The 15,322-nt window shown below is 63.8% G+C and carries 14 protein-coding genes and 1 pseudogene; 5 read left to right on the forward strand and 10 right to left on the reverse strand.

Translation table 11 applies throughout. From position 1 onward, the window contains the following. Nucleotides 1–21: 21 nt before the first annotated feature. The 4 genes from ACIQLI_RS07590 to ACIQLI_RS07605 all read left to right on the forward strand — a co-directional run bounded on the left by ACIQLI_RS07590 (nt 22) and on the right by ACIQLI_RS07605 (nt 4,328). Complete coding sequence (locus ACIQLI_RS07590) at nt 22–675, forward strand: GntR family transcriptional regulator (protein ID WP_400386711.1); 654 nt, start codon at nt 22–24, stop codon at nt 673–675. Nucleotides 676–685: 10 nt separating this feature from the next. Further along, a complete protein-coding gene (locus tag ACIQLI_RS07595) occupies nt 686–2,206 on the forward strand; it encodes an MmgE/PrpD family protein (RefSeq protein WP_400386714.1) in 1,521 nt (506 codons plus the stop codon). After that, nucleotides 2,207–3,112 carry a methylisocitrate lyase gene (gene prpB, locus ACIQLI_RS07600; protein WP_400386717.1) on the forward strand — a complete coding sequence of 302 codons (906 nt, stop codon included), beginning with the start codon at nt 2,207–2,209 and terminating at the stop codon, nt 3,110–3,112. A gap of 76 nt (nt 3,113–3,188) precedes the next feature. Continuing rightward, on the forward strand, nt 3,189–4,328 hold the full coding sequence (locus ACIQLI_RS07605) for a bifunctional 2-methylcitrate synthase/citrate synthase (RefSeq protein WP_400386720.1): 1,140 nt from the start codon (nt 3,189–3,191) through the stop codon (nt 4,326–4,328). 85 nt (nt 4,329–4,413) lie between these two features. On the opposite strand, the gene ACIQLI_RS07610 is transcribed toward ACIQLI_RS07605, so the two are convergent. Next, nucleotides 4,414–4,908 (reverse strand): 8-oxo-dGTP diphosphatase, encoded by a 495-nt coding sequence (locus ACIQLI_RS07610; RefSeq protein ID WP_400386723.1) that lies wholly within the window; start codon nt 4,906–4,908, stop codon nt 4,414–4,416. A 56-nt stretch (nt 4,909–4,964) separates the two neighbouring features. Here ACIQLI_RS07610 and ACIQLI_RS07615 point away from each other — a divergent pair, with 56 nt between their 5' ends. Further along, nucleotides 4,965–5,723 carry a hypothetical protein gene (locus ACIQLI_RS07615; protein WP_354232747.1) on the forward strand — a complete coding sequence of 253 codons (759 nt, stop codon included), beginning with the start codon at nt 4,965–4,967 and terminating at the stop codon, nt 5,721–5,723. Between the two features lie 32 nt (nt 5,724–5,755). On the opposite strand, the gene xerD is transcribed toward ACIQLI_RS07615, so the two are convergent. The 9 genes and pseudogenes from xerD to ACIQLI_RS07660 all read right to left on the reverse strand — a co-directional run. After that, the gene (xerD, locus tag ACIQLI_RS07620) at nt 5,756–6,715 is read right to left on the reverse strand and encodes a site-specific tyrosine recombinase XerD (RefSeq protein ID WP_400386780.1); all 960 of its coding nucleotides are present in this window, start codon (nt 6,713–6,715) and stop codon (nt 5,756–5,758) included. A gap of 2 nt (nt 6,716–6,717) precedes the next feature. Further along, a complete protein-coding gene (locus tag ACIQLI_RS07625; protein ID WP_354232746.1) occupies nt 6,718–7,380 on the reverse strand; it encodes an NUDIX hydrolase in 663 nt (220 codons plus the stop codon). A gap of 27 nt (nt 7,381–7,407) precedes the next feature. Beyond that, the gene (locus ACIQLI_RS07630) at nt 7,408–9,153 is read right to left on the reverse strand and encodes a CTP synthase (RefSeq protein WP_207597079.1); all 1,746 of its coding nucleotides are present in this window, start codon (nt 9,151–9,153) and stop codon (nt 7,408–7,410) included. Nucleotides 9,154–9,284: 131 nt separating this feature from the next. Further along, on the reverse strand, nt 9,285–11,024 hold the full coding sequence (recN, locus tag ACIQLI_RS07635; RefSeq protein WP_400386728.1) for a DNA repair protein RecN: 1,740 nt from the start codon (nt 11,022–11,024) through the stop codon (nt 9,285–9,287). Nucleotides 11,025–11,027: 3 nt separating this feature from the next. Further along, nucleotides 11,028–12,059 carry an NAD kinase gene (locus ACIQLI_RS07640; protein WP_089594454.1) on the reverse strand — a complete coding sequence of 344 codons (1,032 nt, stop codon included), beginning with the start codon at nt 12,057–12,059 and terminating at the stop codon, nt 11,028–11,030. Between the two features lie 13 nt (nt 12,060–12,072). Further along, complete coding sequence (locus tag ACIQLI_RS07645) at nt 12,073–12,885, reverse strand: TlyA family RNA methyltransferase (protein WP_354232744.1); 813 nt, start codon at nt 12,883–12,885, stop codon at nt 12,073–12,075. A 3-nt stretch (nt 12,886–12,888) separates the two neighbouring features. Beyond that, nucleotides 12,889–13,191: a hypothetical protein gene (locus ACIQLI_RS07650; RefSeq protein WP_400386732.1), complete on the reverse strand. Its 303-nt coding sequence runs from the start codon at nt 13,189–13,191 to the stop codon at nt 12,889–12,891. 9 nt (nt 13,192–13,200) lie between these two features. Further along, nucleotides 13,201–14,187, reverse strand: coding sequence for an HAD-IIA family hydrolase (locus ACIQLI_RS07655; protein WP_354232742.1), 987 nt, complete (start codon nt 14,185–14,187; stop codon nt 13,201–13,203). Continuing rightward, nucleotides 14,180–15,322, reverse strand: a pseudogene (locus tag ACIQLI_RS07660) (hypothetical protein); the annotation flags it as partial. The gene ACIQLI_RS07655 and the pseudogene ACIQLI_RS07660, both read right to left, overlap by 8 nt.

A 15,322-nucleotide genomic window follows, 5' to 3' on the forward strand; every position in this document is an offset into this window, starting at 1 on the left:
CTTCATGTATACACTGAGGATATGCGTGCCAGTGATCGGGCTTACAACGCCCTCCGTGAAGACATTATTGAATGGCGTCTTCGGCCGGGCACGGTCCTCGCCGAAGTGGAGCAGTCCGAACGCCTTGGAGTGTCCCGCACCCCGGTCCGGGAGGCGCTGAGCCGGCTCACCGCGGAAGGATTGACGACGGCGGCAGGAGGCCGCGGCGTCGTCGTCACCGATATCTCGCTGGACAGCATCGACGAACTCTTCGAACTGCGCGAAACCCTGGAAGTGAGGGCCGCCGCTCTGGCTGCCGAACGTGGTGAGCCGGGTGTCTTCGTCGAGTTGCATGCCCAGCTGCTGCTGGCGCCTGAGCTGCTCAGCGACGACGATCCCGCACGCCACGAGTACTACGCCTTGGTGAGCCGCCTGGACGACGCGATCGATGCTGCGATCTCCAATTCCTACCTGGCACATGCCATGAGGAGCCTGCGCGTCCATCTGGTTCGCGTCCGGCGTCTGGCAGCCGATGACTCTTCCCGGCTTCATGCCGCAGCTGCGGAACATGCCGCGATTGCCGAGGCCATCGCCGCGGGCAACTCCCGGCTGGCCGAGGCCGCCACCACAGTCCACTTGCACCGCAGCCTCACCCACGTCAAAGCCACCCACACTGCCCTGAAACACCCTGCCTAGAAGGAGCACCATGGTTAAGAACCATCACGTCCGTGTCTACAAGAGCGAAGAGAACCTGCCCCGCGAGGAGCAGTTGGCGCACAAGATCGCCGTGGTCGCCGCCGACCCCGTCGAAGTCACCCCCGAGGTCACCGACATGGTGATCAACCGGATCATCGACAACGCCTCCGTGGCCATCGCGTCGCTGAACCGGGCACCGATCGTCGCGGCCCGCGCGCAGGCCCTCACTCACGGCCCTTCCACCGGCGGCAAGGGTTCCCATGTTTTCGGTATCAGCGAGCAGGTCTCCCCCGAGTGGGCCGCCTGGGCCAACGGCGTGGCCGTGCGCGAACTCGACTACCACGACACCTTCCTGGCTGCGGATTACTCCCACCCCGGGGACAACATCCCGCCGATCCTGGCTGTTGCCCAGCACGTGGGTTCCAATGGCGCGGACCTGGTCCGTGCCATCGCCACCGGGTATGAGATCCAGGTGAACCTGGTCAAGGCCATCTGCCTGCACAAGCACAAGATCGACCACGTGGCCCACCTCGGCCCCTCCGCCGCCGCTGGTATCGGCACGTTGTTGGGCTTGGACGTTGAGACGATCTTCCAGTCCGTGGGCCAGGCGCTTCACACCACCACCGCCACCCGGCAGTCCCGCAAGGGCGAAATTTCCACCTGGAAGGCCCACGCCCCGGCCTTCGCAGGCAAGATGGCCGTCGAAGCCGTGGACCGCTCCATGCGGGGACAGACTTCCCCGGTGCCGATCTACGAAGGCGAAGACGGCGTGATCGCCTGGATGTTGGACGGCCCGGACGCCTCCTACGAGGTACCCCTCCCCCTGCCCGGCGAAGCCAAGCGCGCCATCCTGGACACCTACACCAAGGAACATTCCGCCGAGTACCAAGCCCAGGCATGGATCGACCTCGCCCGCAAACTCCACAAAGAGCACCCGGAAACCACTGACCCGGCCAACGTGAAATCGGTGCTGATCAAGACCAGCCACCACACCCACTACGTGATCGGTTCCGGGGCTAACGACCCCCAGAAGTACTCCCCCACCGCATCCCGCGAAACCCTGGACCACTCCATCCCGTACATCTTCACCGTCGCTCTGCAGGACGGCGCGTGGCACCACGTGGACTCCTACGCCCCCGAACGCGCCGCCCGCCCGGACACCGTGGAATTGTGGCACAAGGTCACCACGGTGGAAGACCCGGAATGGACCCGCCGGTACCACTCCCTGGACATCGCGGAGAAGGCCTTCGGCGGCACTGTTGTCATCACACTCACGGATGGGTCTGTTGTCACGGACGAGATCGCCGTGGCCGACGCCCACCCGCTCGGCGCCCGGCCGTTCGCCCGCGAACAGTACATCAACAAGTTCCGCACCCTCGCTGCCGGTCTCGTGGAGGAAGCCGAAATCGAAAGGTTCCTCGCCGCCGTCGAACGCGTCACCGAACTCGGCGAAGGCGAACTGGACCAACTCAACATCACCGCAGCACCCGGCGTCATCGACCTCAACAACGCACCCAAGGGACTGTTCTAAATGCTGTACTCCAAAGTCACCCCCGAACAGAAACGCCTCAAGCTGCGGGAACTCCTCGCCTCCGGGACCGTGCAGCAGTTCCCGGGGGCATTCAACCCGCTTTCGGCACGCCTGATCGAGGAGAAGGGCTTCGCCGGCGTCTACATCTCCGGTGCCGTCCTGGCCAACGACCTCGGCCTGCCCGACATCGGCCTCACCACTCTGACCGAGGTGGCCACCCGGGCCGGGCAGATCGCCCGGATGACGGACCTGCCCTCCCTGGTGGACGCCGACACCGGCTTCGGTGAACCCATGAATGTGGCCCGCACCATCCAGGAACTCGAAAACGCCGGACTGGCCGGCTGCCACATCGAGGACCAATTCAACCCCAAACGCTGCGGCCACCTGGACGGCAAAAACGTCGTCGACATCCACACCGCCACCAAACGCATCCGTGCCGCGGCAGACGCCCGCCGGGACCCGAACTTCCTCATCATGGCCCGCACGGACATCCGCGCCGTCGAAGGAATCCAGGCCGCTCAGGACCGCGCCAAAGCACTCGTGGACGCTGGCGCCGACGCGATCTTCCCCGAAGCCATGCGCGACCTGAGCGAGTTCCAAGCCATCCGCGACGCCGTGGACGTGCCCATCTTGGCCAACATGACAGAGTTCGGCAAAAGCGAGCTCTTCACCGTGGACCAACTCCACAGCGTCGGCGTGAACATGGTCATCTACCCCGTCACACTCCTCCGCATTGCCATGGGCGCTGCAGAGCGTACTCTGGAATCGATCAGGGCTGCGGGGACCCAAGAGGCGGAAGTGGAAAACATGCTCACGCGTGCACGCCTTTACGAACTCGTCGACTACGAGGCATACAACCAATTCGATACCGGCGTTTTTAACTTCCAGGTTCCTGGCATCCGCTAGGTACCGGATTCATCAAGGGGAAAGCAGGTACTCCGGAATCACCGGTGCGCCTGCATTATGAACGAAGGAGTTCAGCATGGCTGCTGAAGACGTCAAAAAAGGCCTTGCCGGAGTCGTGGTGGACTACACCGCCGTCTCGAAGGTCAACCCGGACACCAACTCGCTGCTCTACCGCGGGTATCCGGTCCAGGAACTGGCCGCCAAATGCAGCTTCGAAGAAGTCGCGTACCTGTTGTGGAACGGCGAACTGCCCAACGACGCAGAACTGGCTGAATTCACTGCCCGGGAACGCGCCGGCCGCACCCTGGACCCCGTGGTCAAACAGGTTATCGATGCCCTGCCCACCAGCGCCCACCCCATGGATGTGTGCCGCACGGCAGCATCCGTGCTCGGCGCCCGGCATGAACTGGCTGAGGATTCATCACCCGAAGCAAACATGAAGAAGGCAATCGACCTCTGGGCTGCCATGCCTTCGGTGGTTGCCTACGACCAGCGCCGACGCCGCGGCCAGGAACCCGTGGAACCGCGCGGGGACTTGGACTACTCGGCCAACTTCCTTTGGATGACGTTCGGCGAGGAACAGGTGCCCGAAGTGGTGGAGGCGTTCAACGTCTCCATGATCCTTTACGCCGAGCACTCGTTCAACGCCTCCACGTTCACCGCCCGCGTGGTCACCTCCACGCTCGCTGACCTGCACTCAGCGGTGACCGCCGCGATCGGCGCATTGAAGGGTCCGCTGCACGGTGGCGCGAACGAGGCAGTGATGCACACGTTCGACGAGATCGGCATCCGCAGCGAAGAGTCCCTCGACGAAGCCGCCACCCGAGCCCGGGCCTGGATGGAAGACGCCCTGGCGCAGAAAAAGAAAGTCATGGGATTCGGACATCGTGTCTACAAGCACGGCGACTCCCGCGTGCCCACCATGAAGGCCGCCTTGGACAAGATGATCGCCCACTACGGGCGCCCGGAACTCCTTGGGCTGTACAACGGCTTGGAGCAGGCCATGGACGAGGCCAAGGCCATCAAGCCCAACCTCGACTACCCGGCCGGCCCCACCTACCACCTGATGGGCTTCGACACCCAGACGTTCACCCCGCTGTTCGTCGCCAGCCGCATCACCGGCTGGACCGCCCACATCATGGAACAGGTGGCCTCCAACTCCCTCATCCGTCCCTTGAGCGAATACAACGGGCCTGAAGAACGGCACGTTCCCTAACGTTTCGGGTTAGTGCAGGAAATGTACGACGCCGGGCCGGTCACCGAAAGGCGACCGGCCCGGCGTCGTACGTTCCACGTAGCTGCTACGGCTGCTCCACCCACTCAATGGTGTGGACGTCAGCCACGCTCTCGTTATCTGCTGCCAAGGCCACCCGCACCGCAATGCGCTGGCCTGCGATCATGGCCGGCAGCCAGTGTTCGGCGTCGGCCCACATCCGGTCCACCGGGAGTTGCATCACCGGGAACCATGCCGGCGCAATCTCGTCGCTTTCCGAAGGTTCCCCCTCCCACGTACGGGTCAGGAACACGGTGGTGGCCATGTTCCACTCCGGCCTTGCCGGAAACACAAAGTCCACAGTGCCCGCCGGAATCAGGTCCTTCGCGGCAACCACCACGTTGATTTCCTCCATGACCTCCCGGCATGCGGCCTGAGAGGCGGTCTCCCCCGGCTCCACATGGCCGCCGACCCCCACTACCTTGCCCCTTCCGAAGCCAGTCTTCTTGGTGCCGAGGAGGACGTGCCCGCCGTCCGCGCCGTCGCGGAGGAGGAAGCACAAGGTCACATGGGCTGCAGTCATGCTGCCTACCTTAACCTGATCTCCCCTGCCACTGCCGCCATTGCTACAGTGAGCCCATGACTGAAGGTGGGGGTAACAGGCCAGCCAAGGCGGCCGTCGTCGACGACGCTGCAGATCCTCCGTCCGCCGAGGAAAGCACGGCTGCCGGGCCCGCCACAAAAGCCATGCCCGAACGGGACCTCTGGCTGCCCCGTTGGCTGGTGGCACGTCCGCTCTATGCAGGGTGGGCCTGGACCGTGGTGTGGGCCGGGCTGATTGTTTTGGACGAAGTGGTGGACCTGGCCGGCTGGACCTGGTACCTGCTGGTCCTCGTGGCAGCACTGCCCACGTTGATCTCCACGCTGGTGGTTCTCCATGCCACGCCCCGCAGCCATCTCAGGGCAGTGGATGCAACAGTACTGGGTCACTTTTTTGTACGGTTCCTGGCGCTCGTGGCGGCGTTCATGGTGTGGGCCGCCTCCGTGGTGATGAGCGCTTCCATCTCCACCACCGTCCAAACCGTCATTGGCGATTCCGAAAAGGAAGTTACGGCGCTGGGCTTCAACCTCATGTTGGCCGCCGTTCCACTGGTGCTCTCCATCCTCTGGATGGCCTTCATTGTGCGCTGTGCGTGGTTCCTTCGGCGGTTGCGCGGCTGGCGGCAGGTGCCGGTGAAGACCCGGGTTCCCAAAAAGTTCCTCAAGGGACGGCCCCGGCTCAAGCGCGTGGTGGTGGGCCTGGCACATCCGGGGCTCCTGCTGGTGGCCGGCCTGGGGACATCGCTGTTGGCGCTGTTCGTGGACGCCGTGGAGTTGACACTGAACGTTCTTGGGTAGTTCGCGGAACGCCCTCTTGACCCGGCGCCCTCTTAGCCCAGCGCCCTTGGGTGCGCCGCCGCATAGACCTCGCGCAGGGTGTCAGCGGTGACCAAGGTGTAAACCTGGGTGGTGGTCACCGAGGCATGGCCCAGCAGTTCCTGCACTACCCTGACGTCAGCTCCGCCTTCCAGTAAATGGGTGGCGAAGGAGTGGCGGAGTGTGTGCGGCGAAACGTCCTTGGTGATGTTGGCTTTCTCAGCCGCCGCTTTGAGGATGGTCCAGGCGCTCTGCCTGCTGATGCGGCCTCCGCGGGCGTTGAGGAACAGCGCCGGCGTCCCTTTGCCCTTCGATGCCAGCAGCGGTCTGCCGCGGACAACATAGGCCCCGACAGCGCGGGCTCCGTAGGAACCGAGAGGCACCAACCGCTCTTTGGAGCCCTTGCCGAACAACCTGACGATCGCAGGATCGCCACCGGTGTCTTCGAGGGAGATGTCATCCACGTCCAACCCGACAGCTTCGCTGATCCGGGCACCGGTGGAGTAGAGGAATTCCAGGAGAGCCCGGTCTCTGAGCCCTGTGGGCGAATCGGCTCCCGCAGCTTCCAGGATCCGCGTGACCTCGCCAACGCTGATGGCTTTGGGAAGCCGTTTGCCCGGCATCGGCGGGTGGACATCGCTGGCGGGGTCCGCCGTCGTGGTCCCTTCAAGTGCCCAGAATTTGTGGAGTCCGCGGACCGCCACCACCGTTCGCGCAGCGGAGCGGACACCCAGCACAGCGCCGCCATCGCTTCCATCCGACAACGCCTGGGCAAAGGCGGTCACGTGATGCCGTGTGATGTCGCCGGGCCGTTCCACGCCCTGGTCCGTGAGGAAGCTGGAGTACCGTGCCAAATCCCTGCGATAGGCCGCGAGGGTGTTCGCTGCCAGGCCGCGCTCCACACCCACATGCTGCAGGTAGTCGGTTACTGCGCGGTCAATGCCAGTGGGGGTTCTGGTGGCAGCCTCGGCCATGCTCAGCGCTGGCTCGGGTGAGCCGGCCACGGCGCATTGGCGGGACGAAGCCCGGTGAACCCATCGGCCTTCGCAGCCGCGGCCGCCAGGATGCCCAGCACCGCCGACGGATTGTGCAGGCGGCCTTCCAGCACTGCCTTCACGGCGTCCTCGAGCGGCACCCAGTGGAGTTCAATCTCGGCCTCTTCATCCGTGCGGACGTGCCGGTCCGCCACGGGAACGTCACTGATGCCGCGTGCCAAATAGATCCGGACTGCTTCGCTGGACGAACCGGGTGAGTTGAAGAAGTCCACCAGGACGTTCCACGTAGCCGCGACCAAGTCGGCTTCCTCCGCCAACTCCCGGGCGGCCCCCACCACGAAGTCTTCGCCTTCGACGTCCAACAGGCCGGCCGGGATTTCCCACAGATCCATGCCCACCGGATGCCGGTATTGCTTCAGCAGCAGGATCTCGCCGTCCACGTTCATGGGGAGCACCGCTACTGCGCCTGGGTGGTCAATGTAGTCACGAACCAGGGTGTCCGTGCCATCGCTGAGTTGGAACGAGTCGCTGACAACGTCCCAAATACGGCCTTCGTAGACCTTGCTGGTAGACAAAAGACGGCGCGGGCTCGGCATGTCCGAAACCTGCCTTGATGTGCGGGGGGTTTCAGAAATACCGGGCATCGCGCCGTCCTTCGTTAGTACTTGCGTTTACTTGGCAGCTACCGTGCGGGCACCGGTCTTGGTGGCCACAGGGGCACCTTCACGACGCTCCAAGGCAGCCTTGACCAAACCTGCGAACAGCGGGTGAGGGCGCGTGGGGCGGGAGCTGAGTTCCGGGTGCGCCTGCGTTGCCACATAGTACGGGTGGACCTCGCGGGGAAGTTCCACATACTCCACCAGCTTGCCGTCAGGAGAAGTACCGGAGAACACCAGGCCTTCTGCAGCGATCTGGTCGCGGTACTTGTTGTTGACCTCGTAGCGGTGACGGTGGCGTTCGCTGACCGTGGTGGTGCCGTACGTCTCGGCGATGACCGAGCCCTCGTCCAGCTTGGCTTCGTACAGGCCCAGGCGCATCGTGCCGCCGAGGTCTCCCTTGCCTTCCACGATGTCCAACTGCTCTTCCATGGTGGCGATGACCGGGTACTTGGAGTCCGGCTCGAACTCGCTGGAGGAGGCACCTTCGAGGCCAACGACGTTGCGGGCGTACTCGATCACCATGCACTGCAGGCCCAGGCACAGGCCAAGGACCGGGAGCTTGGATTCACGGGCAAACTTCAAAGCGCCGAGCTTGCCTTCGAGGCCGCGGATACCAAAGCCACCCGGGACGCAGATGGCGTCCACTCCGGCCAAGGCCTTGGTGGCACCGGCATGGGTTTCGCACTCGTCGGAGGGGACCCACCGGATCTTAACCTTGGCTTCGTTGGCAAAACCGCCGGCACGAAGGGCCTCGGTGACCGAGAGGTACGCATCCGGGAGGTCGATGTACTTGCCCACCAGGGCGACCTCGACCTCATGCTTGGGGTTGTGCACTGCTTCGAGCAGTTTGTCCCACTTGCTCCAGTCAACGTCCTTGAACGGCAGGTCCAGTGCACGGACGATGTAGGAGTCCAGGCCCTGTGAGTGCAGCGTCTTGGGGATGTCGTAGATGCTGGGGGCGTCGGCTGCGTTGACTACGGCGTCGATGTCGACGTCGCACATACGGCCGATTTTCTCCCGCATGGCGTCGGGCACTTCGCGGTCGGAGCGGATCACGATCGCTTCGGGCTGGATGCCAATGGAGCGGAGGGCTGCCACGGAGTGCTGCGTCGGCTTGGTCTTCAGTTCCTGGGACGGTCCGATGTAGGGAACCAGCGACACGTGCAGGAAGAAGACGTTGTTGCGGCCAACATCCTGGCGGACCTGGCGGGCCGACTCCAGGAACGGCTGCGATTCGATATCGCCCACCGTGCCACCGATTTCGGTGATGATGACGTCCGGAGCGTTCTTGCCCTCGGCAGGCAGGCGCATGCGGCGCTTGATTTCATCGGTGATGTGGGGAATGACCTGGACGGTGTCTCCGAGGTATTCGCCGCGACGTTCCTTGGCGATGACGGTGGAGTAGATCTGGCCTGTTGTGACGTTGGCCGAACCTTCGAGGTTTTCATCGAGGAAGCGCTCGTAGTGTCCGATGTCGAGGTCGGTTTCGGCGCCGTCGTCCGTCACGAATACTTCGCCGTGCTGGAAGGGGTTCATCGTGCCCGGATCCACATTCAAGTAGGGATCGAGCTTCTGCATAGTTACAGACAAACCGCGTGCCCGCAGCAGGTGACCGAGGCTGGAAGCCGTCAGACCCTTACCGAGCGAGGACGCCACACCACCGGTGACGAAGATGTGTTTGGTCGTCTTGGACGAGCCCGGGAACCGGGAATTTACACGGGAATTTGATCGCTGCACCACGGAATTCGAGCTTATCATCAATTACGCCTTCCAAGCGTCTGTTCGGATTCCCCAAATGGTCAATAGTTGCCCACCAGCGCATTCCAAGCAAGAGCCGGGCGGGATTAAGTGCGCCGATGTGATGGTGCTCGCATTCCGGCCAACAGCGGCTAAGCGCGCTGCGGCAGGAGCTTCGCGTCGTCCAGCAACTCCTGGGCGTGGGCCTGCGCCGACTCGGAATCCTCTTGCCCTGCCAGCATGCGGGCCAATTCCTTGACGCGCTCGTCCTCGCTCAGCAGCTGCACGTCGCTGGAGGTGAACCCGGTGGTTGTCTTACCATCAGCACCGCGCACGGAGGTTTTTGTCACCCGGATGTGCTGATCGGCGAAGGCAGCAACCTGCGGCAAGTGAGTTACCACCAGCACCTGGACGTGCCGGGCAAGCATGGCCAGCCTCCGGCCGATTTCGACGGCGGCCCGGCCACCCACGCCCGCGTCCACCTCATCGAACACGAACGTCGGCACAGGATCCACCGCGGCGAGGACTACCTCGATGGCCAACATCACCCGTGAGAGTTCACCGCCCGAGGCTCCCTTGCCCAGAGGCCGGGCCGGAGCCCCGGAGTGCGGCTGAAGAAGGAAGGCGATTTCGTCGGTGCCCCAAGGGCCCAACGAACCACTGTCACCGACCTCAATGACCAGCGTGGCGTCAGCCATCGCCAGCGCCTTGAGCTCAGCACTGACCCGTGCTGAGAGGTCCTTGGCAGCTTTGAGGCGCGCCTTGGAGATGGCCGCTGCCTGTTTCCGAAGAGTGGCTTCCGTCGAAGCCACCTCAGCATCCAGGGATTCGATGCGGCTGGAATCGTCCTGGAGCTCGTCCAGGCGGGTCCTGGCGGTCGCGGCCCACTCCAGCACTTCATCAATGCTGGGGGCGTATTTGCGGATCAACTTGGCAAGGGCTGCCCGGCGCTCCTCGATTTCGGAGAGCCGCTCCGGACCTTCCGTATCCAAGGCGGCCTGGTAGCTGGACAGCTCTGTTGCAATGTCGTTGAGGAGGAACCCGACCTCCGCGAGCCGGGCAGCGGCGGAGCGCAGCTCCTCGTCGTGATCGGCAACATGCTCAAGTGTCCTCTTGGCAGCATCCACCATGGTGGTTGCGTCGCCCGCGTCCCCGAATTCCTCGGCGATAAGGGACTCATGGGCAGCGGCCGCCGCCAGCCTGAGCTCTTCGACGTTGGCGAGCTTCACAGCCTCGGCCTTGAGTGTCTCATCCTCCCCTGGCTGGGGATCCACCTCGTCGATTTCCTTCAGGGCCGCATCCAGGGACTCAGCTTCCCGCAGCCGCTCCCGGGCTTCGCTGCGCAGCGTTTCAAGTTCGGACTGGATGTTCTTCCAGTGGTTGTACAGCTCCTGGTACTCCCCCAGAGTCTTGGCAAGGGGCGCACCGGCGAACCGATCCAGGGCATGCCGCTGCGCAGTGGCACTCTTGAGCCTGATCTGGTCCGACTGCCCGTGGACCACCACCAGGCTTTCGCCCAGCTCAGCCAGGACCCCCACAGGCGCGGCGCGCCCGCCAACGTAGGCACGACTGCGCCCGTCGGCACCCACGGTACGGGCCAGCAGGAGCTCAGCAACGCCGTCGAACTCTTCCGCCTCACCGCCTGCCTCCTTGGCGCGCTCAACAGCGCTGTGCGCCGGATCGAGCTTCAGCACCGCTTCAGCAGACGCCGATTTGGCACCGCTACGGACGGCACCTGCATCTGACCGGGCACCAAGAAGGAGCCCGACGGCGGTCACCACCATCGTCTTGCCGGCACCGGTTTCGCCGGTGACGACGCTCAGGCCAGGGCCCAGCGGCAGTGCGGCGTCGGTGATGACGCCAAGGTCACGGATTCGGAGTTCTTCAAGCATGGTTCACTTCGCATTCGTGGGGTCGGAAAGGTCACCGTCCCGGGGACCGTCTACATCCCGAGGACTGGGTAACGGAGCCGGTGAAAGGGTCCGGATGACCGGAAGAGGGCCCGTGTGGACTTCCCCGCTCCGGGGAGCAGGTCCACGCCAGCCGTGGATGGGGAGTTCAAACTTGCGGACGAGCCGTGCAGAAAAGGGCGTCTTGTGGGTACGTGCCAAGCGCACCGGAGTGGCCGAACGGGTCACTTCAACACGCGCGCCGGGCGGCAGGTCCACGGAACGCCGTCCATCGCACCAAAGGACACCTATGGCTTCGGTCCGGTTCATGATTTCGACGGCCAGCTTGGACCTCGGCGATACCACCAACGGCTTGGCGAACAGGGCGTGGGCACTGATCGGAACAATCACCAGTGCTTCCACCTCCGGCCACACCACTGGCCCGCCCGAAGAGAACGCGTAAGCGGTGGAACCCGTAGGAGTTGCGAGGACCACGCCGTCACAGCCGAAGGACGTCAACGGTCGCTCGTCCACCTCCGTGACCACTTCCAGCATGCGCTCACGGTTGGCCTTTTCAATGGCAGCCTCATTCAACGCCCACGTGTGCCAGATCTTCTGGCCTTTGACCCACACCTGGACATCGATGGTCATGCGTTCCTCCACCGTGTACTGGCGGCTCGCGATCCATTCGACTGTTTGTGCCAGGTCGGCACGCTCGCTTTCAGCCAGGAAGCCCACGTGCCCCAGGTTCACGCCCAACAACGGGACGTCCACCTCACGCACGAGTTCCGCGGCCCGCAGAATGGTTCCATCCCCACCCAGGACCATCACCAACTCCACGTCCTCCAGGTTGACGTGGTCGTTGAGGATCTCAATGGGTGTATCCAAGGCACCGAAGAACCGTTCAATATCGGCAAGTTCGGACTTCTGCAGCACGGGAACCAAGCCGGAGGAATGCAGTTGCGTACAGGCATCCCACGCTGCGCGGAGCGATTCTTCCCGCCCTGTGTGGGCAAGGACAAGTACACGCCTGCTCATCGGGTTCTGCTTTCTAGTGGTTTGGCCAGAATTTCTTGATCAATGCAGCAACGTCCCCGTCCCGCTCTTCGATCTTAGGCAACACCGCGGACATCCCGCGCTTCATCCACAGGAAGTATTCAACATTTCCGTCCTGGCCCGGCAGCGGACTGGCGGCGAGGTCCATCAGGACAAGCCCGGCATCCACCGCGGCCCTGGCCACCTGGGCCACGGCCCGGCGTCGTTCATGGTCCGATGACACCACTCCGGTTCGGCTCAGCCGTTCCTTGCCCACCTCGAATTGTGGCTTGACCATCAGGACCATGTCCCCGCCGGGTTCAGTGCAGTATGCCAGCGGCGCCACCACAAGGGTCAACGAAATGAAGGACAGGTCCGCGACCGTCAGGTTTGCGAGACCACCGATCTGCTCCGGGGACATGTATCTGACGTTCATACCCTCATGGACCTCCACGCGGGGGTCATCGCGCAGGTGTGGCACCAACTGGCCGTGTCCTACGTCCACCGCCACCACACTGGCCGCCCCCTGCCGCAGCAGGACGTCGGTAAAGCCACCAGTGGAGGCACCGGCGTCGAGACACCGCTTTCCGGCAACCTCGACGGCGGGAAACGCCTCCAGCGCGCCAGCCAACTTATGACCGGCACGGCTGACGTAGATGTCCTCAAGGTGGGCCTCCACGGTCAAGTCCGTAGTCGGGTCTACCTGGAGTGCGGCTTTGGCGAGGACAGTCCCCGCGGAGCTGACTTTGCCGTCGCTGATGAGCTTTGCTGCATGGGTACGTGACCTCGCCAACCCACGGGTGACGAGTTCCTGGTCGAGTCGTGCCATACGCTAGCTGTCGCCTTCCGGGCGGGGTGTACTTTGTGGCGCGGCAGGGAGCCCGGGTTCAGCGTCCAGGGCCTCCAGCAAGGAGTCATGGACCGCTGCGTACAGGTCTCCGTGCTCTGCCACGTGAGTCGCGGGCACGTTGTCCAGGACGGCCAAGGCCCTGTCCACCAGCGGGTCCCCCGTGGGGGTCGCCGGGTCGGGCCACTGGACCTCCGGGCGCACAGGCTCCGCGTTCTCAGTCACGTGGCCCTCCTGGCCCGCGAGGCCTTGTGGTGCGGACACCGGTACGTTAATGGGCTCGGTCATCGCACCAGTCTAGTGAGTTCGCCATTCCACCTGCGGCGCTTGCGCCACGGGCATTTCGGGGAACCTGGCCCACCACGCGGCACAAGCCGCGCGCCAAGCGTCAAGGTCATCCTCAGCGCCCGTGACCGTGACGGTCCCGTCCCCGGCGACCGCCGAGGCTTCACCGCAACGGAAGGTTCCGTCGTCGCTGATGACCTCAGGATAAGGCGCGTAAAGGCCCTCCAAATCTGCCAAAAGATACGTGGGGCGCTCGTCGGTCCGCGCCGCAAGGATCGTGTATGTGGTGTCCACGCCGGTGAGGACGGCCGCCGTCGCAAAACCCGCACGGTTGCCGCCCAGGATGTCCGTGTCCAAGCGGTCCCCCACAACCAGCGGACGATCGGCGTTCAACCGTTTCGCTGCCGCATGGAAAAGGGGTGCTTCAGGCTTACCCGCCACCAAGGGAGTCTTTCCCGTGGCAGCCGCCACAGCAGCAACCAGCGTTCCATTGCCCGGTGCCATGCCGCGGGCCTGGGGAATGGACATGTCCGTGTTGGTGGCAAACCACATTGCTCCGCCGGCCACTACATACGACGCCTCCGCAAGATCCTTCCAACCGATCTCAGGGTTGAATCCCTGGACCACGGCAACCGGGGATTCAGCGGCACTGTGCACCGGCTTGAGTCCCACCAATTCGATCTCATGGGCCAAAGCCGCGCTGCCGGTGATGAGTACATGCGCCCCCGCAGGCAGCATGGAAGCAAGAAGCTCCCCTGCTGCCTGGGAGGAACTGACCACTTGATGGTCCTCCGCCGGCGCACCGAGCTCACGCAAGTGCGCAGCGACCTGGGCCGGGGTGCGGGAGGCGTTATTGGTGACATAACCCAGCCCGACACCGACAGTTTCAAGACGCTGCAACGACTCCACCGCACCCGGAATGGCATGCGGTCCTGCATAGACCACACCGTCCAGATCGGAGAGGACGGCATCAAACAATGAGATGAGTGAATCAGCCATGCTGAGAGTCGGTGCCCTGGTTTTCGGCGGCTTCTTCCTTGGCTTCTGCTTCTTCTTCCTCAGCGTCGTCTTCTGCGGAGTCGATGTCCGACTCGGCGTCATTGGACTCGAAGTAGTCAGATTCGGCGTCATCAAGTTCAACGTCATCGTGCTCAACGTCAGCGGCTGCGGCTTCGGCAATAACTGATTCGGTCTCAGGCTTCACGACATCGGACTGCGGAGCCGACTTGACGAAGCGCGGCTTGCTCGCAGCTGCTTCTTCCTGCTCATCCCACCCGAGGTCAAGGATTTCCGGCTCAGCGAAATCGCCGACGCCCAAAGCATTCTCAGCCACCAAAGCCTGGCGGGCCCACTTGTCCGCTTCCTCCGTGCGACCCACAGCGCTGAGTGCTTCAGCGTAAGCACGGAACAGTCGCGGGCTGTAGGAGAAGGCCCTGTTGATGTCCAACTGGGGAATCTCCAGTTCGGTGACGGCAGCATCAAACTGCTTCAGATCCGCACGGGCACCGGCAGCCACCATCGCCAGCTCCACCTTGCCCGGAGCGTCGAGGTCCTGGGCTTCTGGAGAACGAACCATATCCAGCGCACGGTCAGGGCGTCCGAGTCCTCGCTCGCAGTCAGCCATCACAGGCAGGTGCACATTAGAGCCACTGATGCGGCGGTACGTACGGAATTCACGCAGCGCCTCGCCATAGTGGCCCGCGGCGTAGGCCGTCAGGCCCACGGCTTCACGAACAACCGAAAGGCGACCGCCACGACGGCTTGCAGCCAATGCGTGCTGGAAAGCCAGCTCAGGCTCAATGTCAATCAGGCGGCCAGCCATGACCAGGTGCTTGGCGACCCATCCCGCGCTCTGCTCCTCGAGCGTCTTGATCTGGTGGCCCGTGGCGCGGTCGAGTTCCTTGCCCGTGACGTCCTCATCGATCTCGGGAGACCGCTCACGGTCAGGGCGGTTTGAGCTACGGATGTCCTTGGCGTTGGGTACCCTGGCCGGGCGCTCTTCCCAGGAGTTACCGCGGTCGTTGTTGAACGGGCGGCGCTCACCATCACGGGCCGGACGATCACCACGGTCGCCGAAGGGCTTACGGTCACCACGGTCGTTGTTGAACGGACGACGGTCATCGCTGTCGCGACG

This window comes from Paenarthrobacter sp. NPDC091669 (assembly GCF_044756725.1).
GTDB lineage: Bacteria > Actinomycetota > Actinomycetes > Actinomycetales > Micrococcaceae > Arthrobacter > Arthrobacter bambusae_C.

Bases quoted from the DNA above. Each gene is read 5' to 3' on its own strand.
- ACIQLI_RS07655 (WP_354232742.1), bottom strand. From the start codon at position 14,187: ATGGCTGATTCACTCATCTCATTGTTTGATGCCGTCCTCTCCGATCTG.
- recN (WP_400386728.1), bottom strand. From the start codon at position 11,024: ATGCTTGAAGAACTCCGAATCCGTGACCTTGGCGTCATCACCGACGCC.
- ACIQLI_RS07610 (WP_400386723.1), bottom strand. From the start codon at position 4,908: ATGACTGCAGCCCATGTGACCTTGTGCTTCCTCCTCCGCGACGGCGCG.
- ACIQLI_RS07590 (WP_400386711.1), top strand. From the start codon at position 22: ATGCGTGCCAGTGATCGGGCTTACAACGCCCTCCGTGAAGACATTATT.
- ACIQLI_RS07625 (WP_354232746.1), bottom strand. From the start codon at position 7,380: ATGCCCGGTATTTCTGAAACCCCCCGCACATCAAGGCAGGTTTCGGAC.
- ACIQLI_RS07645 (WP_354232744.1), bottom strand. From the start codon at position 12,885: ATGGCACGACTCGACCAGGAACTCGTCACCCGTGGGTTGGCGAGGTCA.
- prpB (WP_400386717.1), top strand. From the start codon at position 2,207: ATGCTGTACTCCAAAGTCACCCCCGAACAGAAACGCCTCAAGCTGCGG.
- ACIQLI_RS07640 (WP_089594454.1), bottom strand. From the start codon at position 12,059: ATGAGCAGGCGTGTACTTGTCCTTGCCCACACAGGGCGGGAAGAATCG.
- ACIQLI_RS07650 (WP_400386732.1), bottom strand. From the start codon at position 13,191: ATGACCGAGCCCATTAACGTACCGGTGTCCGCACCACAAGGCCTCGCG.
- ACIQLI_RS07615 (WP_354232747.1), top strand. From the start codon at position 4,965: ATGACTGAAGGTGGGGGTAACAGGCCAGCCAAGGCGGCCGTCGTCGAC.
- xerD (WP_400386780.1), bottom strand. From the start codon at position 6,715: ATGGCCGAGGCTGCCACCAGAACCCCCACTGGCATTGACCGCGCAGTA.
- ACIQLI_RS07605 (WP_400386720.1), top strand. From the start codon at position 3,189: ATGGCTGCTGAAGACGTCAAAAAAGGCCTTGCCGGAGTCGTGGTGGAC.
- ACIQLI_RS07630 (WP_207597079.1), bottom strand. From the start codon at position 9,153: ATGATAAGCTCGAATTCCGTGGTGCAGCGATCAAATTCCCGTGTAAAT.
- ACIQLI_RS07595 (WP_400386714.1), top strand. From the start codon at position 686: ATGGTTAAGAACCATCACGTCCGTGTCTACAAGAGCGAAGAGAACCTG.